This window comes from Nocardioides sp. HDW12B (genome assembly GCF_011299595.1).
Classification (GTDB): Bacteria; Actinomycetota; Actinomycetes; order Propionibacteriales; family Nocardioidaceae; genus Marmoricola_A.
Genome location: NZ_CP049867.1, coordinates 3876198 through 3899654 on the forward strand (window position 1 = coordinate 3876198; position 23457 = coordinate 3899654).

Consider the following 23457-nt stretch of genomic DNA (forward strand, 5'->3'; position numbering starts at 1 on the left):
CCTTTCGCCCAGATAGACGGAGGTGGTTGCTTGACGCCCGGTCACAACCCAATGACGCCGGCGATGTCGGGCTACATCGTCAACAAGTCTGCTGCGGTCCGAGGCAACGCCGGGCTTCGTCCTTCCGCGACCATCTGTTCCAGCATGGCGAAACCGTCCGCTGGTGTTCTAACGAACCCCCATTGAACGGCTTCGGCGACGAGGTGCTGCGTCTCTCGAACGCGTATCCCCTGGTGTCGCGCCACTCGCAGCGATTCCTGATCATCACTGATCCAGGTCGAGCCCGCGTAGTCAGACCAGCGCGAGATTACGTGGATTGTCTGAGCCTCCCCGAGGTGCTGGGTGGCCAGTGCTGCCGTGCCGCCGAAGACAGCCCTGCGGATGCCTTCTACCTGTAGTTGCTCGACTTCGTCGCTGATTTCTACCGGGTCGCTCAGCAATCCCTCATCAGCGATGGACTTGAGGCCAGGATAGATAGTCGCCGACTTATCACACTCGTACGCGACAGCCTCTACCCACCGGCCGTTGCCGTCCAGTAGCTTCGCCAGCAACGGCAACTGACCGACGCATACGAAGTTGCACAGCACTGTGTTGTCAGGGAACAGGTATGTGCTCACGGCGCAAAGTCGTCCGCCTCATCCGCTCCAGACGGCTGAGGCGCAGATTCAACTGCGCTCCGCAGCACCTCAACCGGTACGTGCAACAGGTTAGCGAGCGGTCGAAGAGTCGTCTTTCCTTCGACGTAGGCCTGGAATAGGTCCTGTACGAGGCGTACCGGGATGCGGGGCTGACTACTTGCTTCGACCCACCTTGCGTACTCATTCATCCGCTCGGCAACGGCGGCACAGTCGACGGTTCGCATCGCTCCCAACTGTGCGCGTCGCTCCGAGGACAGAACCTTCAAGTTAAAGAGGCGCCAGGCGAGGGAACTCGGCGACACCTTGAGGTCCATGACTGCCTCAGCAAATACCCGCTCGGTCACGACGGGCTGGTCGAAGCGGTCCGCTAGGGCGGACTCGGGCATGAGCAGTGCTGCCGCGAAAGCGTTTGCCCTGACTTCTGAGGATTCGCCGCGTGATCCGGCCATGACGTTCTCGTCGATATGGAGGCCCTGATCGTCACCGCACAAGAGATGAGACAACTCGTGCGCCATCGTGAAGCGCTGGCGCGTGGGATTCTCGGTTGCGGCGACGAGCAGCACCCTCGCGCCGCCTCTCGTCGAAAGCGCCAGTCCGTCGCAACCACCGTCCAGTTCCATCACACGCACGTCGATGCCAAACGCTCGTTCGATGGCGGTCGCAAAGGTTTCAGACGTGTCGAGCACGTGCGGCACGCCTAGATGAGATATGGCGAACTCTGCAAGCTCTGCTCCCTGTTCGATCCAGAGGTGGCTCTGTGGTGTCGGCGGTTTTGGCCAGTCATGAGCTCCGCCGAGGTGCAGCACGTTGTCGCGCGACTCAGCGAGGTTCGATGCTTCGCCCACCGCAAGGCTGATTGCGGACCCGTGCGCGGAAACCCGCGCAGCGACGGCCGGCCCCTCCTCGCCAGACAGAAGCCAGTCCACGGTCACATCGCACGTCTCGGCGATGCGCGCGAGTTCGAGCGAGGTGAATCGACGCCGGCCATTCAGCGCCTTCGACAACTTGGAACTGTCGAGGCCGATCGCCGCGCCAAACGTCTCTTGCGTATGGCCAGAGCGAGCGATCAACTCACGGACTCTGTCTTCGAGCATGACTGAGGGCACGCGTCATTGTGCGCCCTGCTTGCGATTCTGGCAAGCGAAACGCCGGGACCGCGGAGGTACTGGAGGTGTGCGCGGCCCGATCCCTCACCTCAGCCCGCTTAGTAGGAGCGCGTTGCGATTTGCGACCCACGAGGGGATGCTATGCTTGCGAAAACCGCAAACCCCCCCCACTCCCCCTTCGCTGGAGAGGTGTTCCCCCCTGGGCGGGTCCATGGATCGGAGAAACCGCATGACTGCAACGCAAGCAACGACCGGCACCACGAAACTCGCCACGATCGTCGTCAACACCAAGCGACATGAATGGACGGAGAAGAAGATCACCTACGAGCAGGTCGTAGAGCTCGCCTTCCCGGGCCAGCCGTACGACCCGGCCGGCACCTTGGTGGAGTACAGCCGAGGGGAAGGTCCAGATCACTCGCTGCGTCCGGGGAAGGACGTACCGGTCAAGGACGGAATGGTCTTCGATGTCGAGCCCGCCAACCGCTCCTGACGAACAGGTCGCCCGTCTGGTGGCCGACGGCTACGACATGGTGCTCTCAGGTGGGCACCTCGTCGTACGTCGGCTTCCATACGCCACACCCTCTGGCCTCCGAGCCGACGGCCGGCTTGTTCTGCCCGTTACCTACGCGGGAGGCATGGTGGCTGATGCAACCGACCATCGGATCTGGTTCGCCGGCGAGGAGCCCTGCGATGACAAGGGTGCACCCCTTGCCACAGGCGGGCAGGCGCACGGGTTCGGGAACGGCGAGACGGCCGATTACATGCTGTCCTTCAAACCCCCGAGCGGCGCCTACGCCAACCTCTTCGAGAAGATCAAGCAGTACTCTTCTATCTTGCTCAGCGCAGCGCGCCAGGTCGACGCGTCTGCTACCGCTACTCCCGGCGGGTCTCTCCAGGTCGTTCCAGACGATCTGCCGCTGGTGTACTCCGACTCGAGTACAGCCCGTGTCGGTCTGACGAACCTGAGTGGCCTCTTTCGCGGGCACACAGTTGCCATCGTGGGCGTAGGCGGCACGGGCAGCTACATCCTGGACCACCTCGCCAAGACCTGGGTGGACCGCATCATCCTCATCGATGGAGACAGGTTCGAGCACCACAACGCCTACCGCGCCCCTGGCGCAGCGGCAGAGCAGGTCGTCCTGACCGAACCGAACAAGGCCGAATACTTCGCCAGCGAGTACTCGCGGATGCACACCGGCATCAGCGCCCACCCCGTCGCGCTCACCGCCGACAACCTGAGCCTGCTCGAGGGTGCCACCTTTGTGTTTGTCGCAGCAGCGGATGCAGAGGCAAGACCAGTGATCATGCGATGGCTCCGAGACCGGGGGGTGCCCTTCATCGATGTCGGGATGAGTTTCCGCGAAGGGGAAGGTGGGCTCACGGGCATCGCGAAGGTAGAGGCGTACCTACCCGGTGACGACAGATCCCTGCCGACAGCGCCAGCCGTTCCACCGGGACAGGACGACTACAGCAGCAACGTGCAAATTGCAGAACTAAACGCACTCAATGCGGCGCTGGCGGTCATCCGCTGGAAGCGCTACCTCGGCTTTTATGCGAGCCACGAGACGTCGAACCAGACGATCTACAAGCTCTACCTCAACGAGCTGCGAAACGGGGACACGCAGTGACGCGTACCGAGCAATACACCGTCGAATTCGTCGAGTCCTTTCCCTCACCGATGGAGCCCGGCGTCCTATACGCATCCATTCCCTACTCTACGGCCGGACATATCTGCGCCTGTGGGTGCGGCCGTGAGGTTGTCACCAAGCTCTCGCCAGCACGCTATCGAGTCGTCTTCGACGGTGAGGTCTCGCTGCGACCTTCTGTCGCAGCGACTGGATTGCCCTGTAACTCTCACTACTTCATCACTCGGGGACAGGTGGAGTGGCACCCGAATCTTGACTCCAAGCAGGTGGCGCGAGCACGTGCCGTCGATCGACGCGCTGTAGAAGATCACCGGCCCGCGAACCGGCAGGCGCCGAGCAGCTGGTGGAGGCGCATCGCGCGGCGCCATCGTGCCTAGTTACGTGGAAGAGGCGAAGAATACGGATATGACCGTCGGTTCAGCACTTCACAGAGATGTCGGGTGGCTATAACGGCCAGTCGCCAGGGCCCCACAGAAGTGAGGCTCTCCAACCAGCAGAAGCCAGTCGAAGAGCCGCCACGTCGTAGCAGCGAGGAGACTACTCGGCGGACCTTCTGCGTGAGGGTCAGGAGGACCCACCGTGGCCAGAGGCCGCAGTTCAGGTAAGGCGTACCGATCCGCGAGGACCGGGCGCTACGTCACCAAGGGAACGGCGACGCGGAGTCCGCGTACGACCGTCGCCGAGTCCGGAGGCAACAAGAGCACCGGCAAGGCGTACCGCTCCGCCATCAGCGGCCGGTACGTGACGAAGGGGCACGCGCAGCGTTCTCCCTCGACCACAGTTACCGAGAACGGGTGACTTAGCTCGACGACTGCGGGTGCCGGCTGGGGAAGCGGCGCCCGCAGTCGCTATTTCGCGTCCCGCTTCGATATCTGGTCGACCAGCTGCGCTAATCGGGAGCCGTCCGACCTAGCCCATTCCGCCGCTAGGCGCTCGCGCCAGCCTTCAGGCAGGGTCCAACTTAAGGAGACGTCTCGCGAGAGCCTGGAACTCGTCAACCGCATCAACTGCTTGCTGCCGCGACCCTGAAGTGAAGGCCCAGCCATGTAGGTGCTTCGAGGCCTCGAGAGCAGCATCTGCGGCTTCCTTCGGCCCAATGATGAGTACCAAGTCGAGGGCGCCGATGACCCGCTTCAGCGGCCCTTCATGGCCGTGATCTCCAGGCAGCTCGCCCTGATGGTCGAAGTCATATTGGTCCGTCTCGTTGATCGCCGTCTGGCACGCGGCAGCGAAACCGACGTAGGCGTCCCGTCGGCTCTCGAAACGTGCCTCGTCTATCTCGTGGCGTCGTTGAGACTCGTCGCGCGCAAGTTGTCTCCTCTCGGCACGGACGTCCCGAACCAGTCCTAGTCCCCCGGCTACCAGCACGCCCGCCAATGTGCTGACCGTTCCAATCCATTGCGGGTCCATGGGGCGGACTTTGCCACGGGCCGGGGACAGCGTCTTCCTAAGCGCATGATTGCGCGAGATAACGCCGCGTTCGCGCCCAGGGCGTGCAGTGCTCAGCCACCAGGGCGATCAGGCGTCGGGGATTAGCGGGTAGCGCGCGGCGAGGTCGTCGATATTGGGAAAAAACTCGCCGGGGCTGCTCAACAAGAGAACCTCTTCCCCACTCGCATCGTCCACGATGTCCGTCGTCCATCCAGCTGGGAAGCCAAGGCCAGCTTCAAGTTCATCGATGGAACCGGACCACACCACTGGTACCTCGACTCCCCACATGGCTCGGAAGTCGTACAACCACTCTTGAACTAGTCGAACCAGCACACCCATATGTCGCTCGGAAAGCGCGAAGGCGTCGAGGTCTTGCTCTCGGGACGACAACTTCGCCGTAAGCGATTTGGGAAAGAACTGCTGAGCTCGTTGACCGGGACCTCCCACCCCGGAGTTGAGACCGACATCGCCCACCTTCTGCGTGATGTTGCGCATGTTGACCATGAACCGGCCCCTTGGGCCGGCCAGGAGGCGGTTGCGCCTCTCTTCGTACCAGTCGTCCCACTCACCGTGGCCGGACATAACGGCTTGCATGGTGAACGTGACGCTGCGCGCAGACGCTAGGAAGGCAGTGAAGTCACATTGGAAAGCCCAAACGTTGAAGCCAGCTTCGCCCATGCGCCCGAGGAAGTAGTCGGCCTCGCGCAACTTATTCTCAACCAGATCCACGGATCGCACCGGCCCAGCGTAGGTGTGGTTGGTCTTCCTCGCTCATGACAGGTCACGTGGAGCAGCGGGAGGCACTCGCGTCACTTCGCCGCGAGCTGGCCGCTCACCCGATCTCGAACCACAGCGGCGAATGGTCCGATAGCTCTCCCGCGATCACGCGCTCGCGGGACCAAGTGGCGTCCACGCGAGGGGCATGCGCAACTTGGTCTGCGACGCTTGCTGAAGCCAGCACATGGTCCAGCTGGTAAGCCAAGCCGTCGTGTGTGAAGGCGGTCTGCTTCTCGCCCGCCTCGTCGCGGTGGGTGAGTGAGACCAGTCCGGAGTCAGCGACCCGTGCGAAGTACTCCTCACCCCACGCGCCGTGATGCGTGGTGTCCCAAGCCAGGCATTCATTGAAGTCCCCGGCGGCTAGGACAAGCCCCCGGCGGGCGAGCTGAGCCAGAGTGGCGAGCACGAAGTCCGAGTCCCACAGTTCACCCGGTGCTGCTGAGGCCCGAGGCTCAGGAATCGGAGCGGCCGTGTGGACCCACTGTTTGAGGTACTCCGCTGCGACGACCGTCGGGCTGGCGTGCACGGAGACCGCAACCGTCTCGCCAACGACCGGCAGGTCTAACCGCGCCGCAGCCAGGTACGAACCGTGGTACCCCGCCGTGGGCAGAGGGAAGGCCTCACCGGTCACCGCGCCCCTGCGCCACAAGAGGACACTCCGCACGCGGTAGTTGGAATCGGGCTCTGTCGCCATGTCGAAACCCGCCTGATCACCGACCGCCGCCCAATCCACGCTGAGGGGCACCTCCTGGAGAAAGACGAGGTCGACGGCGTGATTGGCCCTCGACCCGAGGATGTCTCGCGCCCATCTTGCCGCGGCAATGCGTCGCCCAAGGTTGGCGGAGACGGCTCGAATCATGTAGTCAGACTAGAACTGGGCGTCGACACTGCGCGGTTATCGTTCCGCCCCAGTCGTGTAGCGCTGGCGCCAGCCTCGATAGGTGCAGTTCGCGAGTGCGCACTCGCGGCGCGACTCCGTTGCCGCGCGCACGTGCCGGGTTGCGTCACACCCCCGCGAGTTCTCCAGTGCAGCGCAGGGTCTCGGAGGTCCAGGAGCCCTTGTCAGCTCCTGGCGTTCAACGGTCAGGATGCGAGCTCGCGGGCGAGCGTACGGAGTTCTTGTTCCCGAAAGGGGTACCCAAGGAGGGTGCCAACGCGGCCGAGGATCAGCTCGACCCCGTCGGCGCTCGCAACGACGTCCCCGTCGAAGTCCTCCTCGGCGTAGAGGAGGTCCTCGAGGTCACTAACGGCGGCAAGTTCGAGTCCGGCGACGAGGTCGGCCTGGTCGAAGTACACGTCGTCGGCGTAGCGCAGGGCGTACTCCCGCGAGGTGACCTCGGGGTCGTGGAAGACCCGGGGGTCGACAGTAAGGAAGCGATACGGCGAGCGCAGCAGCCGCTGCCACACCTCCGATACGGTGCCACCGATGGCTCGCTGCTCGGCCCGCGGCAGCGACCCTTGGTATGCGACGTTGGCCGGAGACAGGACATGCAGGACCCGGACCGTGGAAGCTCCCTCGGCGCTCGCCTTCTCGAGCTCGTGGGCGAGGAGTTGCTGACGCACCAGTTGGTAGAGCGGCTCGTCGAGGAGCAGTCCGAAGTCGAGTACGTCGTCGCGGACCGGACCCTCGGGGTCAGCAACGAACGCGGCGTATCGTCTGGCGCGGACCTCGTCCCTCTTGGCCTCCGGCCGGCGTTTGCGGTACGACTCGGTGTACTTCCACTCGACGAGAGCGAGTTCGACCTGCCCCTCGGTGGTGCGATAGCAGAAGGCGGCGTCGACGCTCGTGCAGTGGGCGCCACGCACACGGTCACCGCTGGGACTCTCCCCGAAGAAGTCGGTCGGCCCGATGTACTCGAACGTCAGGTGCCGGCCCGGCTCTATCTCGAGGACCTCGGCGATGTCGAGGTGCTGCCCGAAGGCCGCGATGACCCGGGCGGGGTCTCGCACCATTGGGGCGAGAGCGTTGACGCACTGGACCTGCGAGGACAGCAGATGGTTGCTTGGCCCACCGCCGGATCCGTCGACGCCGGCGTGCCAGGGGATGCCCAGCTCCGCGAACATCGTCAAGGCCAGGTCGCGCGCCTCCGGCAGCAGCGATAGAGCAGAGTGCCGGGCGGGCAGACAGAAGGGGTACGGCGTTCCGTCCGACCGACCGGACTTCGTCACGTATGGAGCCGGGATGCGGGCACTCTCGGGCAGAGTGGTCGATGTGGCCTTCCAGCGGGCCGCGCGCTGTCGTTCTCGAGCTGTGTAGTTCATCGAGTTCAATCTAGGCGCGACCACCGACAACCATGGGTGCCGATCTACAGTGCGATTGGTCGTTGCGTCACGCGAGAGGAGTGAGGTTGCCGGTGATGGAGACCTCAAGGATCTCGACAGGTGGCAGCCCGAGGGCGGCGTACGGCAGGGCATCGCGCACGGCGATCATGCGCTCTTTCTGCTTCTGCCCTGCCCCGCGCTGGAGCGCGACCACCGGCGCGACCGGCAGGCTCAAATCCACCAGAAACGGCGCGTCGAACAGGCCGAGCTTCTGCCGCTGCTGGACTGTCCCTCGCACGATGTCCTCCGCCCGGTCATCTGCGGCGATCCACTCATTGAGCAGACGGGCATACATCGTCGCCTGTGCGGCGACCCATGCGATACCGGCGCCGTCGTAAGGTTTGACCTCGATGGCGACCAGCTGGCCCGTGTCGGGGCGCAAGGCCAGCAGGTCGCACTCCGGGCCGAACTTCTTTGGGGTCACCCCTGGGATGTCCGACGGGAGCGCGGCCACGATGGGCTCGTAACACCGGGTGAGGATCCTCTTCCTGGTGTCCTGGTCGCGGAAGCTCGTGACGACCTCACGGTCGAGCATGACCCATGACTTGTCCCGTGACATGCTGACCGCCGCCTGCACTGCCCCCTCGGTGACTCCGTGCGACTTGGTCGCCGCTGGGATGACCCGCTCGAGGTAGAGCTCGACGTCGGTCCACGCGCTCGCAAGCTCGTCCTTGGAGAGGTCGGACCTCCAGTGCTGATCGAAACCGTACTTCGACTTCTTGCTCCAAGTGTCGTGGGCGCTGAGCCGAAATCCTCGTGACCGATCCTCGACGTTCAGAACCGCGGTGAGGCCGGCATAAACGGTTGCCCATTGCCGACCGGTCTTCGCATCCTTCCGAAACTGCAGATCGAGCGGAAATGCCGCATCACGGGCCATCGGCGCCAGTGATGCCGCTACCCCACCCCCCAGGAAATGGCTCAGGAACTCTCCTGTGACGACGCGGTCGTATCTGATCTCGAAGTCTTGCCTGGCCATTCGCCCAGTCCCCTCGTTGCAAGATGACCCCTGTCTCCGGCAACCCTCGCTCATGCACGCGCACGTTGGCCCCTAAAGGTCCCATTTCTTCGCTCGAACCGGCGGCGCCGCTACCAACGTCGTGGCCGCTCCACATAGCGCGGTGGGTGCGAGCCGTGTACACCCGTGGCACGCGCGCTGGCGTCCTCCGAACAAGACGCACCCAACACCGCCACTGGAGGAGCCGAGTAGTGGCTCCTGATCGCCACCCGCGCCCTCCGCAGAAGACGCCAAACCTCGGGGGCTGCGAAGTGATTGGGCCTTCGGTTGTGCGTCATTCCGCCGCGAATGCAGCGGCGCGGCTTGCCGCCACCTGGCGGCGTGCAGCCGAGCGTCAGCGGAGCCCACCCTTCCGGGGCACTGGACAGCCCACGACCGAGGTGCCAACTCAGAGCCTCGACCCGATCCGCCGGTTCTCGCAGCGTCGCGCTGATGCCCCCAGTGCGGCGCCGGGAGGGCGAGCGATCGTTCCTAGCCGGTGCCGTCCAAGATCAGTCGCGCAGCCTCGTCCGGGGCGTCCCACTGCGGGAAGTGACCGCACCGCTCGAACCAGTGCAGAACCGCGTCGGGGAACAACTCCGTTGCGCGGCCGGCCTGCCCCGGCACGGTCACCAAATCGCGCCGACCCCAACCGATCGTGACCCGACCAGGCACCGTGCCTGCCGGAGCGCCTTGCTGCTTGGGTCCCTTGGTCAGAGCGTCCATCGCCGCGCCGGTCGAAGGCGCGTCGGCCAGCCCCCGCACATCGGGCAGAACGGTGTCACGCGAGAGCGCCCAGGGCCGCGCCGACAGTTGCGCCAACAGCACGGTTCTGCCTGCTCGGGTGTCGAGCAGAGTCGGCAAGGTGGCCCGCATCGCGCGGACCAAGGCGATCGATGGCCGCAACGTGGCGCTGAAGACCTGACGCTCGCGGTCGCTCCAGAAGCCGCCCGGGTCGAGCGCCACGGTGTCGCCACCAACCCCTCGCCGCGCGAGCTCAAGGACTATCCGACCGCCCATCGACTGCCCGGCGGTTGCGACCCCGTCCAACCCCTGCTCACGGATGAAGTCCGCGACGGAGTCGGTCAAGGTCGCGATCGAGACCTCGCCGGGCAACGGCGGCGTCTCACCGAATCCCGGCAGGTCCACGGCGATCACCTCACGGCGCTCCGCCAGCGCATCCATGATCGGAAGCCAAGATCTCCACCCCGCCCCCAGACCGTGCACCAGCAACAATGGGGTGCCGCTTCCGCGTCTCACGTGGTTCAAGGTCACTTCGGGAACGCTATCTCGCGCAACCTGAGTGTCCGGTCGTCCGATACCTGTGCATCGGTGCAGTGAGCGGACATCCCGCGCCGACGCTGACCCGCGGAGCCCGGTCGAACCTTCTCGGAGGTAGGCACGTGGGCAAGCGTCAACAGTCTCGTCCGCTGACGCACCTGAGGCACACTGCTGGAGTGTCCGACCCGCTGCGCAGCCTGCTCGCCGCGCCGCCGGACCTCCCGGTCACCGCTGGCCTGGCCGCTCTCGACCAGGTGCTTCGCGACCGCGGAGTCGCGGTGGTCCAGGCACCGCCGGGCACCGGCAAGACGACCTTGGTCCCACCCGCGGTCGCCGATGTCGTCGCCGGACGGGTTGTCGTCACGCAGCCCAACCGCATCGCCGCCCGTGCGGCTGCCCGCCGGCTGGCGCACCTGCTGGGCGAGCCCGTCGGGGAGACGGTCGGGTTCTCCGTGCGCGGAGAGCGGCGCACCGGTCGACGTACGCGTGTCGAGGTGGTCACGACCGGTCTGCTGCTCCGGCGGATCCAGCACGATCCCGAGCTGGCCGGCGTCGGGGCCGTCGTGCTCGACGAGGTGCACGAGCGCCACCTCGACGCCGACCTGACTCTGGCACTGCTGGTCGACATCCGGGCCAACCTGCGCGAGGACCTGTCGCTGGTGGCGATGTCGGCCACCATCGAGGCCGAGCGGACGGCCGCGCTGCTCGGTGGGGCCGACGAGCCTGATGGTCCCGACGATCCCCGGGGCGCTCCGGTCATCCGCGTCCCCGGTGCACTGCATCCGGTGCAGGCGGTCTGGTGCCCGTTGCCTGCGGGGTTGCGCCGCACCGACGACCGCGGGATCACCCCGGCCTTCCACGACCACGTCGCCGCGACCGTACGATGTGCGCTGGCTGAGCACGAGGGTGACGTCCTGGTCTTCGTGCCGGGGGTCGCGGAGGTCGAGGCGACCGTACGGCGCCTGGCTGGCGTGGACGCCTCGGTGCACGCCCTGCACGGACGCCTTTCCGGCGCCGAGCAGGACCGTGTGCTCAGTGAGGGCCCGCGTCGACGGGTGATCGTCTCGACCGCTGTCGCCGAGTCGTCGCTGACGGTGCCCGGGGTGCGGGTCGTGGTGGACGCCGGGTTCTCGCGCGAGCCGCGCACCGACCACCGTCGTGGACTGGCGTCCCTCGTCACGGTCGCGGTGAGCCGAGCGGCGGCCGAGCAGCGGGCGGGACGGGCCGGACGGCTGGGGCCGGGTGCCGTGCTGCGTTGCTGGTCCGAGGCGGAGCACGCGCACCTGGCCGCCCACCCCGAGCCCGAGATCGCCACCGCCGATCTCACGGCCTTCGCCGTTGAGGTGGCGTGCTGGGGAGGCGACATGGGTGACCTGGCCCTGCTCGACCAGCCGCCGGCCCACGCGCTGGCAGCCGCCCGGGATGTCCTGGTGGACCTGGGGGCGATGACGGAGGACGGAAGAGCCACCCCACGGGGTCGGGTGATCGCTGACGTGCCGGTCGATCCCCGGCTGGCGCGCGCCCTCATCGACGGCGCCGAGCTTGTCGGAGCCCGGCGGGCCGCAGAGGTGGTCGCGATGCTGAGCGAGGACGTGCGCGCTCCCGGCGGCGACCTCGTGGCTGGTCTCCGGTCGTTGCGCGGCAGCAGGTCGGCGGGCGCGTGGCGCAGCCAGGTCACCCGGCTGGAGAAGATCGCGGAGAAGTACGGCGCCGCCGGCGACCGGAAAGAGGCGGCGCACGCTTGGGCCCTCACCGAAGACGTGGCCGTGGGGCTGGTCGTGGGTCTGGCGCACCCGGACCGGATCGCGCGCAAGCGTTCCGGTGGCTCGAGCTACCTGATGACGTCCGGGACGGGTGCGGCGCTCGACCCGCGTGCTACGGGTCCGCTGGTCGGTCTGGAGTGGCTGGCGGTCGGTGACGCGGAGCGGCGTACCGGGGCGCGTGAGGCCCGGATCCGATCGGCCGCCCCGCTCACCGAGGACCTGGCGCTCGAGGTGGCGGCCGCCCAGTGGCGGGAGGTGGACGAGGTGACCTGGACCGGAGGGCGGGTGCTCGCCCGCCGACGCACGATGCTGGGCGCGATCGAGCTCGCCTCCGTCCCGCTCGCCGATCGCCGGTGGAGGCGGTGACCGACGCGATCCGGGAGGCGTTGGCGAGCGAGGGGATCGGTCTCCTCCCCTGGACCGACGCGGCGACGGCGCTACGTGCACGTCTCGACTTCCTGCACCGCGCGCTCGGTGACCCGTGGCCCGACGTGAGCGACGAGGCACTGACGCAGAACCTCGAGTCGTGGCTCGGGCCGCAGCTGGCGCGGGTCCGCTCGGCGGCTCACCTTCGTCGCATCGACGTGGCTGCCGCGCTGCGCGCGACGCTGCCGTGGCCGCAAGCGGGAAGGCTCGACGAGCTGGCACCGGAGCGGGTGCAGGTCCCCAGCGGGTCGAACGTGCGGATCGACTACTCCGCCGAGCAGCCCGTGCTCGCCGTACGACTGCAAGAGGTCTTCGGCTGGACCGCAGCGCCGGCCCTCGCCGACGGTCGCGTCCCCCTCCTGCTGCACCTGCTCTCACCTGCACGGCGCCCAGCAGCCGTCACGGCAGACCTGGAGTCCTTCTGGGTCAACGGCTACCCGGGCGTCCGGGCTGACCTCCGGGGGCGGTATCCCAAGCACGCCTGGCCCGAGGACCCGCTCAAGGAGCCGGCCACCGCGCGGACGAAGAACCCTCGCCCACGGGGCTGACTGGCTTGGCGCGCTGCTTCCGCGAGCCGAGCTCATCGAGAACGGGCTGATACAGGCACCTTCTATGGGCGTGCCCGGCTCGATTTGGGCTTCTGGTCCGCTGTTGACAAGGCGAGGTGGCACGGTGCCGCCAGCATTACGGTGAGAGCGAGCCACGTGTAGCTCAGTTTCCATCGCAACCTCGAAGGTAAAGAGAATGCACCTCCTGCTGAGAATCCCGGCCCAGCATCAGAGAGCGGTAGTGAAGTACCTGCTGCTTGGCGCAACGATGTGCTTTCTCTTCGCAGTTCTGTTGATCATGGCGTTCGGCGAGGAGTCGGAGACTTCAGGACACCTGTGGTGGAAGTCGACTCGCGAGGTGCCGTACGACCAGCGGCTTCCCTACCTACTGGGAGGAATCGCGCTGGTCGCCCTGGCAGCGATTCTCTTTGCAGCCGCAACGTGGTTGACCCTCCACCCGAAAGCTCGGGGGCAACGCGCCGAGCAGCGCAGACTCGCAGAGAAGCTCGCCTTCCAGACGAGCACGGACGAGGGGCGCGCGCAGCGCGCCTACGAGCGAGGAGACAGAGGCTTTGCTGTCACCCTGCGAGTTGACGACGGCAGTCACTGGCCCACCCTCCGAGAAGTCGAGCTGCAGGGTTGGCGGCAGACAGACATGCGCCTGCGCAAGGCGATCAAGACATCGGACGTGACTCCGCACTGGGACGGCAGTCACACAGTCGTTCACAACTACACGCAAGAGGCCACCATCTACTTCGTGAGACGCGACCACCCGAACTAGTGACGGCGCGAAGGGACGGGCCTCACGGTCGCAGTCGGGCGAGTCATGGCGTAACGAAGCGACTGAGCGGGCGCCTCGCGTGCTCGAGTGGTTCCGCGATCAGCGGAAGCGGGCCTGGCTGCCGATGGTCGGGATCACGAGCGAGGAGCCTCCCACGAGCCGCCCCGCGGCTCCCTCGGCAATGTCGACCGTGCCGGGGTTCCCCGGCACCGCCCAGACCGTGTTGGAGCTCTGAACCCGCAGCCCGATCCGGTGACCGGCAGCCACGGTGTAGTCCTGCGGCAGCAGACGCACCGACGCGTCCAGCCAGCGCCCGGTGGCAGGGTCTGCTGAGCCCAGCCCCTTGCGGTAGTCGACGTGCAGGAACCCACGCTCGATGGTGCGCTCGGTCCCGTCCGGCGCGACGTCGACCAGCACCGGCGTCAGGTGCATCGTCTCGCTCGAGACCCGCACCTTCGCGCGCAAGACCGCGGAGCCGACCAGTCGGGTAGCCCGCGCCAGCGGCTTCGACGCGTAGCTCAACCCGTTGACCAGCGGAGCTTCCTCCACTGACGTCCCCGTCTCGACGTACGACGCGACCCGGCCGGACCGCGGCGCGGCGCCGGCGAGCCGACCGTCCTGCAGCCAGAGCCGCGTGCTCTGGGTGCTCGGCAGCGGGTAGCCCGCCGCCGTCGTGAACGCGCCGTCGCCGCTGCTCGTGCGGCCCTGGGTGATGACCGGGCCCTCGCCGGCGATACCCGTCCGCTCACCCTTCAGCGTCCGCGCGAAGAACCGCTCCAGCAGGCCGTCCCACTGCGGGCCGTCCGTGGCGCCGCCGTGCGTGCCCTGGGTCAGGTAGGCGAGCTTGAACGGCACGCCCTCGACCGCGCGCGTTGCGGGACGGTCGACGGGGATCCGGCGGAAGAGCTCGGTGCCCTCCTCCTGCTTGACGTTGTAGTCCTGCCACCCGTGCGCCAGCAGCACGGCCGCGCGGAAGTTGCGCGCGTCCTTGCGGTAGTCGCGCTGGCGCCAGAAGCCGTCGTAGTCGGGGTTGCGGGAGTAGCCCTCCTCGGTGTGCTCCACCGCCCCGCACTCCGCCGCCCGGTCGCGGATCGTGTCGGCGAAGGTCTGCCCCATCGGGTCGGCCGCGACCGTCTTGCCGAAGCCGAGGTCGAAGGCGAGCGGGGTGTCGAAGCCCTCGTCGGTGGGCTCCTGCGAGTTGAGGAAGTAGCGCACACCGTTGCCGTAGGCGTAGCCGTACCACCGGCTGATCGCGGCGATCGGCACGATCGCCTTCAGCTCGGGGACGTCGGCGCCGCGGGCGGCGACCATCGACGCGGTCGTGCCGTTGTAGGAGCCACCGATCATCGCGACCTTGCCGTTCGACCACGTCCGGTCGGCGAGCCACTTCACGACGTCGACGCCGGACTGCTGCTCCTTCGGGCCGCCGTAGTCCCAGCACCCGGTCGAGCCGCGCGTGCCCAGCACGTCAGCGACCGCGCGGGCGTAGCCCTCCGGCACGAAGGTCTCGCCGACCGAGTCGCGCGCGGTCTCGGGCTCGGCGAGGGAGTTGTACGGCGAGTACGTCAGGATCACGGGCTGCTTGGCAGCGTCGTACGACGCGTCGCGCCAGATCTCGACCCGGATCACGGCATCGCCCACCGTCGGCACGTAGCGGACCTCGTAGACCTGGTCGGACTCGGCGGCGACGGCCTGGGGCGCGGGCGACCCCGGCGTCACGCCGGCGAGCGCGAGCGAGGCCGCGACCGACCCGGTGAGAAGTACGGCGATGGCTCTGCGCAGCTGCACGGTGTCTCCCTCGTGAGGATGTGTCCGAGGGCTCAACGAGCGGGTCAGGCACACGTCACTCGGGGACGCACGCTCCGACGTCGAGCAGGTGGCCGCGATGGCGCGGTGAGCGTCAAAGCGCGCCGCGGGCGTGGGCGCGGAGGCGCTCCACCAGGGTCATCGGCTGACCCACCGGGAGTCGCGCGTGGGCGACCCCGTCGACGTACTCGACGGGGTAGTGGGTCAGCTCGTACTGCTGAGCGGCGGCGAGGCTGGCGCGGCAACGGCCGGTGCCGAGCTCGAAGGCGTACCAGTGCTCGGGGCAGACGATCGCGCCGCGGCGGATGACGCCCTCGAGAAGGGGGAGGGCCTTGTGGGGGCACATCGCGGCGGTAACGAGGAGCTGGTCGTCGTGGCGCCAGACGATGTACTGGTTGCTGTGGTGCGTCAGGAGCCAGCGGTCGCGGCCAGCTGGCTCGTCCAGGGGGACGAGCTCGGTGGGGCGGGGGTCATTCACGGGTCACCAGGTCTCGACGACGGTCGCTGGCGCTCCCTGCTCGCCCAGTGGGATCTCGACGAGCTCGATCAACGGACGGGGAGCTCGACGGTGCCGATGCGGTCGATGGACACGGCGACGACGTCGCCGGCCTTCACCGGGGTCGCCGCGGTCAGGCCGCCGGACAGGATGACGTCGCCGGCCCGCAGGCCCTCGCCCTCCTCGGCCAACGACCGCACGAGCCAGGCGACCGCTGCGGCCGGGTGGCCCAGCGACGCCGCCCCGGACGCCGTCGCGACCACGTCGCCGTTCTGCTCGAGGACGACCCCGACGAGCGCCAGGTTGATCCCGTCCAGCGGCACGGTCGGCCCCACGACGTACCGCCTCGCCGAGGCGTTGTCGGCCACCACGTCCGGCATCGTGAAGCGGTAGTCGGTGTAGCGCGAGTCCAGCACCTCGATCCCCACGGCCACACCGGCCGTCGCGGCCAGCACCTCGGTCGCCGTGCAGTGCGCGCCCGACAGGTCGCGGCCCATCACGAAGACGATCTCCGGCTCGCAGCGCGGGTTGATGTGCTCGGCCGCCACCAGCGGCTCGCCGAGCTCGAGGGCGTGGTCGGTCGCCAGGAAGCCGCGGATGGGGGAGTCGACCCCGACCTGCTTCTGCTTCGCCCGCGACGTCACGCCGAGCTTCCAGCCGATGACGTCGCCACGCCCCGCGCGCTGCTCGCGCTGTACGGCGTACGCCGCCGGCAGGTCGAGGGAGATCGTGTCCGAGAGCTGGGGGATCGCCTGGCGCTCGAGCCGGGCCGAGGTCAGCAGGTCGCTGGCTGTCGACATCAGTCCACCACTCTCAACGTGACCGGACCCAGCCGGTCGAAGTCGGCCCGGAAGACGTCTCCGGCGTTCATGGGCACGGCCGCGTGCAGCGCCCCGGTCATCACCAGGTGCCCGGGCTCCAGCGCGATCCCGTTCTCCCCCAGCGTGTTCGCCAGCCACGCCACCACCGCCAGCGGGTCGCCGAGAGCGGCCGCCCCGGCGCCGGTGTCCACCAGCTCGCCGTTGCGCGTCAGCGTCATCCCGATCAGCCGGGTGTCGACCTCCGACAGCGGCACCACCCGGCTGCTGACCGCGGCCGCGCCGTTGGAGGCCAGGTCGGCGACGGTGTCGGCGAGCTTGATCCGCCAGTCCTCGAAGCGCGAGTCGACGATCTCCACCGCCGCGCACACCCCGGCCACCGCCCGCGCCGCGTCGAGCACGCTCACGCCCGGACCGCGCAGCTCCGCGCCCATGACGGCGACGATCTCGGCCTCCATCTTGGGCTGGATGAAGTCGCTCATCGACACCTCGCCGCGGTCGGCGTACAGCGTCGAGCCGAGCACCGGGCCGTAGTCGGGGGAGTCGACGCCGATCATCTTCTGCATCGGCTTCGACGTCAGCCCGACCTTGTAACCGATGATCGTGTCCCCGTCGCCGAGTATCAGCTCGACCAGGTCCTTCTGCACGGCGTAGCCGTCGGCCATCCCGAGCGTGGGGTCCTCGTCGGTGAACGGCGGGATCTGGGTTCGGGTCCGCCGCGCGTCGTACAACGCACGCGCCTTCCCCGGCACGTCGGTGATGGGCATGGGCACTCCCTCGGTCGGGACAGCGGGTGCCGGACCATCCTGGCCGAGAGTGGTCGGCCGTCTGGGCGCTGGGTCCGCTGAGCGGACCGGGGTCGGCCTACCTTCCCCAGCGAAACCGGCGCTTCCCGAGTGATGCAACGCTCGGGAAGCGCCGGTTTCACTAGGTACCTGGTGAAACCGGCACCCCCAGCACGCTGTGACGCGTGTGACGGATGGGGTTCGGTGGATGGCCCGCCTACAGTGGAGGCAGCACCGACCCAGGAGGCCTTCCCCATGCGCACACTCACCCAGGTCATGACGGCCGCGACCGCCGTCGCCGCCCTCACCCTCGCGGGATGCGGCAGCGCGACGGAGGACGGGAGCGGCACCGGGGACGCCGAGAACACCGCTTCCGAGGTGTCCTCGGAGCACAACACCGCCGACGTCGACTTCGCCGCCGGCATGATCCCGCACCACGCCCAGGCCCTTGAGATGGTCGACATGGCCGACGGCCGTCCGCTCGACCCGGAGGTCGAGGAGCTGGCGTCCGCCATCGCCGAGGCGCAGCAGCCCGAGATCGAGACCCTCACCGGCTGGCTGGAGACCTGGGGCGAGGACGTCCCCGACGTCGACTCCATGACCGCCAAGGACATGGAGAGCATGGAGGGGATGGACGGCATGGAGGGGATGATGTCCGCGATGTCGATGCGCCAGCTCGAGAACGCCCCCGACCAGGCCTTCCAGGACGTCTGGCTCGCGCTGATGCTCGCCCACCACAAGGGCGCCGTCGCGATGGCCGAGACCGAGATCGCGGAGGGTGAGAACCCCGAGGCGGTCGCCCTGGCCGAGGACATCAAGGACAGCCAGAGCGCCGAGATCGAGACCATGAAGTCGCTCATCGGCGGGGGCGCCTGAGCCTCCTCGGAGGGCTCTGCTGAGATTTCTCCTCATCCGGTGTCGCAGCCGGTCGCTCCCGTGCGTGGAGTGGGTGAGGGCGCCACGGGGGCGCCCCGAACGAGAGGAGCCGATCATGAGCGAGTACCTGCTGTCCGTCATCCACGGTGAGGACAACGCGGTCCCCGAGGGCACCGACATCGAGGCCGTCTTCGGTGCCGTCGACGCCTTCAACACCGAGCTCCAGGCCCAGGGCGCCTGGGTCTTCGCCGGCGGGCTCCAGCCGATCGGCGCCGCCACCACGGTCGACGCCGTCGGCGCCGAGACGGTCGTGACCGACGGGCCCTACGCCGAGACCAAGGAGTACCTCGGCGGCTTCTGGGTGATCCAGGCCGCCGACCTCGACGAGGCGCACGCCTGGGCGACGAAGGCCTCCAAGGCCTGCGTCCACGCCGTCGAGGTGCGGCCCTTCCAGGGCGAGTGAGCTCCTCGGGCAGCGACTCGGAGGTCGACCCGGGGAACGGCCCGGAGGTCGACCCGGTGCTCGACGCCGCGATCGCCGAGGCGGTTCGCGCCGAGCACGCCCGGGTCGTCGGCTCGCTGGTCCGTCGCTTCGGTGACGTCGGGCTCGCCGAGGACGCCGCCGGCGAGGCGGTCGTGACGGCCGTGGAGACGTGGCGGCGCGACGGCGTACCCCCGAACCCGGGCGGGTGGCTGACCACCACCGCCGTACGGCGTGCGCTGGACCGGCTCCGGCGCGAGCAGTCGCGACCCCAGCGCGAGAGGGAGGCGGACCGGATGGACGAGGCCTCCCGCTCCGACGCCCTGCCGCTGGGGGTCGTCGACGACGACCGGCTCCGGCTGCTGTTCATGTGCTGCCACCCGGCGCTGGCGCCCGACGTACGGGTCGCGCTGACGCTGCGGCTGGTGGCCGGGCTGACGATGCCTGAGATCGGGCGTGCGCTGCTGACCCCGGAGCGCACGGTGGCCCAACGCATCACCCGGGCCAAGCGCAAGATCGCCGCGACGAACCTGCCCTTCACGATCCCGGCGGCTGCGGACCTGCCGGCGCGGGTGGCGGGGGTGCGGACCGTCGTCTACCTCGTCTTCAACGAGGGCCACCTGGGCTCGACCGACCCGGTGCGCGACGACCTGGCCGCCGAGGCGGTCCGGCTGGGGCGGATGCTGGTCGCCCTCGTCCCGGACGACCCGGAGTCGCAGGGGCTGCTGGCGCTGATGCTGCTCACCCAGGCGCGGCGGCCGGCGCGGGTCGTCGAGGGGTCGATCGTGCTGCTGGCCGACCAGGACCGCTCGCGCTGGGACCGGGAGCTCGTCGAAGAGGGGCACGCGATCGTGCGGCGCCTGCTGGCGCGCAACCAGCCCGGACCGCTGCAGATCCAGGCCGCGATCAACGCCGTCCACACCTCGGCCGCGACGGCCGCCGCGACCGACTGGCGCCAGGTCGTCGCGCTCTACGACCAGCTGCTGGCGATCGCGCCGTCACCGGTGGTGGCGACCAACCGGGCCGTCGCGCTGGCCGAGCTCGCCGGCCCCGAGACCGGGCTGCTCGAGCTCGACCTCCAGCCGTTGGCCGACTACCACCCCTGGCGGCTGGCCCGTGGTCACCTGCTGGCCCTCCTCGGGCGCAGCGAGGAGGCCGAGACCGAGCTGCGGGCGGCGTTGGCGCTGACCTCCAACCCGGCCGAGCAGTCCGAGATCCTGCGGCGGCTCGCTGCGCTCTGAGGGTCCTCGTCCGCGGACGTCGGCTGCACAACTGGCGTCTCGCGCCTGCACAAGTGGCGTCTCGCGCCTGCACAAGTGGCGTCTCGTGCCTGCACGACTGACCTCTTGCGGGGTCAGGAGGGGGCGACCTGGCAGCCGGGGCACCACGTGAGCGTGCGCGCCACCATCTCGGCCGACCTGATCCGCTCGCCGCAGCGCCGGCACGCCTGCCCCGCTCGGCGGTACACCTCGTAGCTGGCCCGGAACCGGCCGCGGCCCTCCCAGTACAGCGTGCGCTCCAGGTCGTCCTCGCGCGTCACGATGCTGCCGACCTCGACACCGACCGCCATGAGCCGCACCAGGTCGGACCACAGCTCGTCGTACACCTCACGGGGGAGGTCGCGACCGGGCGTGAAGGGGTCGAGGCGTGCCCGGTGCAGCACCTCGGCGCGGTAGACGTTGCCGACGCCGGCGACGACCGACTGGTCCATGAGCAGCGCGCCGATGGAGCGGCGCGAGCGGCTGATCGTGCGCCAGCCCGCCTCGGGGTCGGCGTCCTCGCGCAGCGGGTCCGGACCGAGGCGGGCCAGCAGGGCGGCGACCTCGTCGGCGTCGACGAGCGTGCAGGCGGTCGGGCCGCGCAGGTCGCCGACGTGGGTGTCGTTGACGAGCCGCAGCCGGACCTGGCCGCGGACCGGCAGGTCGTCGGGGGCCGGTCGCGCCTTGCGGCGGTGCTGCCGCACCGAGAACCGGCCGAACAGCCCCAGGTGCACGTGCAGCCGGGTGCCGGCCAGCTCGCGCGGCAGGTCGAGACCGACCAGCAGGTGCTTGCCGAACGCCTCGGCGCCGAGCCACACCGACCCGTCGACGAGCGCGGCCCCCTCGGTGAAGCGGCCCTGGGGCGAGGTCGCCGCGACCACCCCGTCGGCGTACGCCGCGTCGAGCCGGCGGGCCAGCGCGTGGATGGTGTGGCCCTCTGGCACCCCGCCAGCCTGCCAGCGCCTGCCAAGGGCGCTGTTGGTTTCCCACGGTATGCAGGCAGACTGGCACTCCCCATGGCGTCCGGAGCATGGGGAGTGCCAGGGATCCGGCATACCGTGGGAAACCGGCATCCCCCGAGGGAGGGAACGGATGAGCAACGACCCCGCGATCGTGATCGTCTCGGACGTGCACGGCGAGCACCTGCTCGACGAGTTCGGGCGCTACACCCGCGACTACCAGCTGTACGTCGAGCCGTCGGCCGACCGTGCCGAGCAGCGGCTGGCCGACCTGCGCGCCGACGGCACCCCCGTCGCGCTGCTCGTCTCCGACACCGAGCTGCCCGACGCCGACGTGATGAGGGCGATGTACCGCCTGCGCGCCGTCGTGCCCACCGCCCGGCGTCTGGTCGTCGCCCACCACACCCGGTTCCTCCTCGACGCCGAGCGGCTGCGTCCCGGCCTGGCCACCGGCAAGTACGACGCCTACCTGCTGATGCCGCGTGGCCGGCGCGACGAGGAGTTCCACCACGCCGTGAGCGAGCTGCTCAGCGACTGGGGCTCGACAGTGGCCAAGCCCGAGGTCGAGAGCGTCAGCATCGTGTCGCCGGTCCTGGACCAGGTCACGATGGGCGTGCGCGACTTCCTCGACCGGATGGGCATGCCCTACCGCGTGCACGCCCCGGACTCCGACGCCGGCGCCCGGATCCACGACGACCTCGTCGCCCAGGGCCACCCGGCCGACGCACCGTTCCCGTGGGTGGCCTCGCTCAAGGGCGACACCTTCCCCGCGCGAAGCGCCCGCGACGTGGCGGTGGCGATGAACGGACGCCCCGACGAGCTCGTCGTCGACCAGGTCGTCGACCTCTGCGTCGTCGGTGCCGGTCCGGCCGGCCTCGCCGCCGCGGTGTACGGCGCCTCCGAGGGCCTGTCGACCGTGGTGCTCGAGGCCGAGGCCGTCGGGGGACAGGCGGGCACCAGCTCGATGATCCGCAACTACCTCGGTTTCCCCCGCGGCATCTCCGGCATGCGGCTGTCCCAGCGCGCCCGCAACCAGGCGCTGCGCTTCGGCAGCCGGTTCTTCACCGGCTGGGACGTCACCCGCCTCGAGCCGGGTCGCGACGGCGAGCCCCACCTGCTCGTCACCGAGGGCGGCACGGTCCGCGCCCGCGCCGTGGTCGTGGCCAGCGGCGTGCGCTACCGCCGCCTCGGCGTGGAGAGCATCGAGGCGATGACCGGTCTCGGCGTCACCTACGGCAGCGCGATGACGACCGCCCGCGAGCTCGAGGGACAGCACGCGGTCGTCGTCGGGGGCGGCAACTCCGCCGGCCAGGCCGCCGTCCACCTGGCCAAGTTCGCCGCGTCGGTCACCATCGTGATCCGGCGCCCCGAGCTGGCCGAGACGATGTCGGCCTACCTCGTCAACGAGATCCGCTACCTCGACCGCATCACCGTCCGACCCTGCACCGAGGTCGTCGACGGCGGCGGCGCCGACCGGCTGGAGTGGCTGGACCTGCGCGACACCACCACCGGCACCACCGAGCGGGTGGAGGCGCGCGGGCTGTTCCTGCTGCTCGGTGCGGCGCCGCACTGCGACTGGCTGCCCTCGGACCTCGCGCTCGACGAGCGCGGCTTCGTGCTGACCGGGCGCGACGTGCCCAAGGAGCACTGGACCGACGGCCTGCCGCCGGAGAACCTCGCCACCACGGTGCCCGGCGTCTTCGCGGCCGGCGACATCCGGTCGGGGTCGATGAAGCGGGTTGCCTCGGCCAGCGGCGAGGGCGCCTCCGTGGTGCCGCTCGTCCACCAGTGGCTGACGTCCGCCGACGTCGTGGCGGCGCCGAGCACGTGAGTGCACCCGTGCGCCGCGCGCCCGGCGACGTGCTGGTCCACCTGCGGCGGGCGCGCGACCACATCGACACCCACTACGCGCAGCCGCTCGACCTGGCGGCGGTGGCCGCGGTGGCGGGGATGAGCAAGTACCACTTCCAGCGCCTCTTCCTCGCGACGTACGGCGTCTCGCCGTCCGAGCACCTCACGCGTCGACGGCTGGAACGGGCCCAGGACCTGTTGCGCGCAACCGGTCTGTCGGTGACCGAGGTCTGCCACGCCGTCGGCTTCACGAGCCTCGGGACGTTCTCGCGGCGGTTCCGCGAGGTCGTCGGGGTCAGCCCGACCGAGTTCCAGGGCCGGTGGGGAGCCGGCGCGCCGCGGATCCCCGGATGCTTCGTCTTCATGTGGGGCCTGGCCGAGAAGGCCCCCGCCGAGCCCGAGGGGTGACCCGG

The 23457-nt window shown here is 69.0% G+C and carries 23 protein-coding genes; 10 read left to right on the top strand and 13 right to left on the bottom strand.

The genetic code is table 11. The features are described from left to right. Window positions 1-71 precede the first annotated feature (71 nt). Together G7072_RS18145 and G7072_RS18150 are read right to left on the bottom strand one after the other, a co-directional pair. The gene (locus tag G7072_RS18145; RefSeq protein WP_166088878.1) at window positions 72-617 is read right to left on the bottom strand and encodes a hypothetical protein; all 546 of its coding nucleotides are present in this window, start codon (window positions 615-617) and stop codon (window positions 72-74) included. Further along, window positions 614-1744, bottom strand: coding sequence for an XRE family transcriptional regulator (locus tag G7072_RS18150; RefSeq protein ID WP_166088880.1), 1131 nt, complete (start codon window positions 1742-1744; stop codon window positions 614-616). Before G7072_RS18150 ends, G7072_RS18145 begins: the two co-directional genes overlap by 4 nt. 229 nt (window positions 1745-1973) lie before the next feature. Between G7072_RS18150 and G7072_RS18155 the strand changes: the two genes are divergently transcribed. Beyond that, window positions 1974-2234: a multiubiquitin domain-containing protein gene (locus G7072_RS18155; protein ID WP_166088882.1), complete on the top strand. Its 261-nt coding sequence runs from the start codon at window positions 1974-1976 to the stop codon at window positions 2232-2234. Further along, complete coding sequence (locus tag G7072_RS18160; RefSeq protein ID WP_346766209.1) at window positions 2209-3372, top strand: ThiF family adenylyltransferase; 1164 nt, start codon at window positions 2209-2211, stop codon at window positions 3370-3372. Before G7072_RS18155 ends, G7072_RS18160 begins: the two co-directional genes overlap by 26 nt. Window positions 3373-4335: 963 nt before the next feature. On the opposite strand, the gene G7072_RS18165 is transcribed toward G7072_RS18160, so the two are convergent. From G7072_RS18165 to G7072_RS18190, 6 genes are all read right to left on the bottom strand, one after another. Next, complete coding sequence (locus tag G7072_RS18165) at window positions 4336-4800, bottom strand: hypothetical protein (protein ID WP_166088887.1); 465 nt, start codon at window positions 4798-4800, stop codon at window positions 4336-4338. A gap of 108 nt (window positions 4801-4908) precedes the next feature. After that, window positions 4909-5559: a hypothetical protein gene (locus G7072_RS18170; RefSeq protein ID WP_166088889.1), complete on the bottom strand. Its 651-nt coding sequence runs from the start codon at window positions 5557-5559 to the stop codon at window positions 4909-4911. Window positions 5560-5653: 94 nt separating this feature from the next. Further along, a complete protein-coding gene (locus G7072_RS18175; protein ID WP_166088891.1) occupies window positions 5654-6457 on the bottom strand; it encodes an endonuclease/exonuclease/phosphatase family protein in 804 nt (267 codons plus the stop codon). A gap of 224 nt (window positions 6458-6681) precedes the next feature. Further along, on the bottom strand, window positions 6682-7860 hold the full coding sequence (locus tag G7072_RS18180; RefSeq protein ID WP_166088894.1) for a hypothetical protein: 1179 nt from the start codon (window positions 7858-7860) through the stop codon (window positions 6682-6684). Window positions 7861-7927: 67 nt separating this feature from the next. Continuing rightward, window positions 7928-8896, bottom strand: coding sequence for a hypothetical protein (locus tag G7072_RS18185; RefSeq protein WP_166088896.1), 969 nt, complete (start codon window positions 8894-8896; stop codon window positions 7928-7930). 510 nt (window positions 8897-9406) lie between these two features. After that, window positions 9407-10189 carry an alpha/beta fold hydrolase gene (locus G7072_RS18190; RefSeq protein ID WP_166088898.1) on the bottom strand — a complete coding sequence of 261 codons (783 nt, stop codon included), beginning with the start codon at window positions 10187-10189 and terminating at the stop codon, window positions 9407-9409. Window positions 10190-10371: 182 nt separating this feature from the next. Between G7072_RS18190 and G7072_RS18195 the strand changes: the two genes are divergently transcribed. The 3 genes from G7072_RS18195 to G7072_RS18200 all read left to right on the top strand — a co-directional run bounded on the left by G7072_RS18195 (window position 10372) and on the right by G7072_RS18200 (window position 13713). After that, window positions 10372-12324: a helicase-related protein gene (locus G7072_RS18195; protein WP_240917040.1), complete on the top strand. Its 1953-nt coding sequence runs from the start codon at window positions 10372-10374 to the stop codon at window positions 12322-12324. Next, entirely contained in the window at window positions 12321-12932 is a 612-nt protein-coding gene (locus G7072_RS20135) for an ATP-dependent helicase C-terminal domain-containing protein (protein ID WP_240917041.1), read from the top strand. Before G7072_RS18195 ends, G7072_RS20135 begins: the two co-directional genes overlap by 4 nt. Before the next feature lie 196 nt (window positions 12933-13128). Beyond that, a complete protein-coding gene (locus G7072_RS18200; protein WP_166088900.1) occupies window positions 13129-13713 on the top strand; it encodes a hypothetical protein in 585 nt (194 codons plus the stop codon). A gap of 99 nt (window positions 13714-13812) precedes the next feature. Here the strand turns inward: G7072_RS18200 and G7072_RS18205 are convergent, their stop codons facing one another. The 4 genes from G7072_RS18205 to G7072_RS18220 form a co-directional block, all read right to left on the bottom strand. Further along, on the bottom strand, window positions 13813-15501 hold the full coding sequence (locus G7072_RS18205) for a CocE/NonD family hydrolase (protein ID WP_166088902.1): 1689 nt from the start codon (window positions 15499-15501) through the stop codon (window positions 13813-13815). Window positions 15502-15613: 112 nt separating this feature from the next. Further along, complete coding sequence (locus tag G7072_RS18210) at window positions 15614-15997, bottom strand: Rieske 2Fe-2S domain-containing protein (RefSeq protein ID WP_166088903.1); 384 nt, start codon at window positions 15995-15997, stop codon at window positions 15614-15616. Between the two features lie 68 nt (window positions 15998-16065). Then, complete coding sequence (locus tag G7072_RS18215) at window positions 16066-16815, bottom strand: fumarylacetoacetate hydrolase family protein (protein WP_166088905.1); 750 nt, start codon at window positions 16813-16815, stop codon at window positions 16066-16068. Then, window positions 16815-17600 (bottom strand): fumarylacetoacetate hydrolase family protein, encoded by a 786-nt coding sequence (locus G7072_RS18220; RefSeq protein ID WP_166088908.1) that lies wholly within the window; start codon window positions 17598-17600, stop codon window positions 16815-16817. The genes G7072_RS18215 and G7072_RS18220 overlap by 1 nt, the downstream gene beginning before the upstream one ends. A 273-nt stretch (window positions 17601-17873) precedes the next feature. Here G7072_RS18220 and G7072_RS18225 point away from each other — a divergent pair, with 273 nt between their 5' ends. The 3 genes from G7072_RS18225 to G7072_RS18235 all read left to right on the top strand — a co-directional run bounded on the left by G7072_RS18225 (window position 17874) and on the right by G7072_RS18235 (window position 20216). Then, on the top strand, window positions 17874-18494 hold the full coding sequence (locus tag G7072_RS18225; RefSeq protein WP_166088910.1) for a DUF305 domain-containing protein: 621 nt from the start codon (window positions 17874-17876) through the stop codon (window positions 18492-18494). A 115-nt stretch (window positions 18495-18609) separates the two neighbouring features. Next, window positions 18610-18957 (top strand): YciI family protein, encoded by a 348-nt coding sequence (locus tag G7072_RS18230; protein WP_166088912.1) that lies wholly within the window; start codon window positions 18610-18612, stop codon window positions 18955-18957. Continuing rightward, window positions 18954-20216: a sigma-70 family RNA polymerase sigma factor gene (locus G7072_RS18235; protein WP_240917042.1), complete on the top strand. Its 1263-nt coding sequence runs from the start codon at window positions 18954-18956 to the stop codon at window positions 20214-20216. The genes G7072_RS18230 and G7072_RS18235 overlap by 4 nt, the downstream gene beginning before the upstream one ends. A 113-nt stretch (window positions 20217-20329) precedes the next feature. Here the strand turns inward: G7072_RS18235 and G7072_RS18240 are convergent, their stop codons facing one another. Further along, window positions 20330-21178: an Fpg/Nei family DNA glycosylase gene (locus tag G7072_RS18240; RefSeq protein WP_166088914.1), complete on the bottom strand. Its 849-nt coding sequence runs from the start codon at window positions 21176-21178 to the stop codon at window positions 20330-20332. A 148-nt stretch (window positions 21179-21326) separates the two neighbouring features. Here G7072_RS18240 and G7072_RS18245 point away from each other — a divergent pair, with 148 nt between their 5' ends. Both G7072_RS18245 and G7072_RS18250 read left to right on the top strand, forming a co-directional pair. Continuing rightward, complete coding sequence (locus G7072_RS18245; protein ID WP_166088916.1) at window positions 21327-23024, top strand: FAD-dependent oxidoreductase; 1698 nt, start codon at window positions 21327-21329, stop codon at window positions 23022-23024. Further along, the gene (locus G7072_RS18250; protein WP_166088918.1) at window positions 23021-23452 is read left to right on the top strand and encodes an AraC family transcriptional regulator; all 432 of its coding nucleotides are present in this window, start codon (window positions 23021-23023) and stop codon (window positions 23450-23452) included. The genes G7072_RS18245 and G7072_RS18250 overlap by 4 nt, the downstream gene beginning before the upstream one ends. The last annotated feature ends 5 nt before the right edge of the window (window positions 23453-23457 follow it).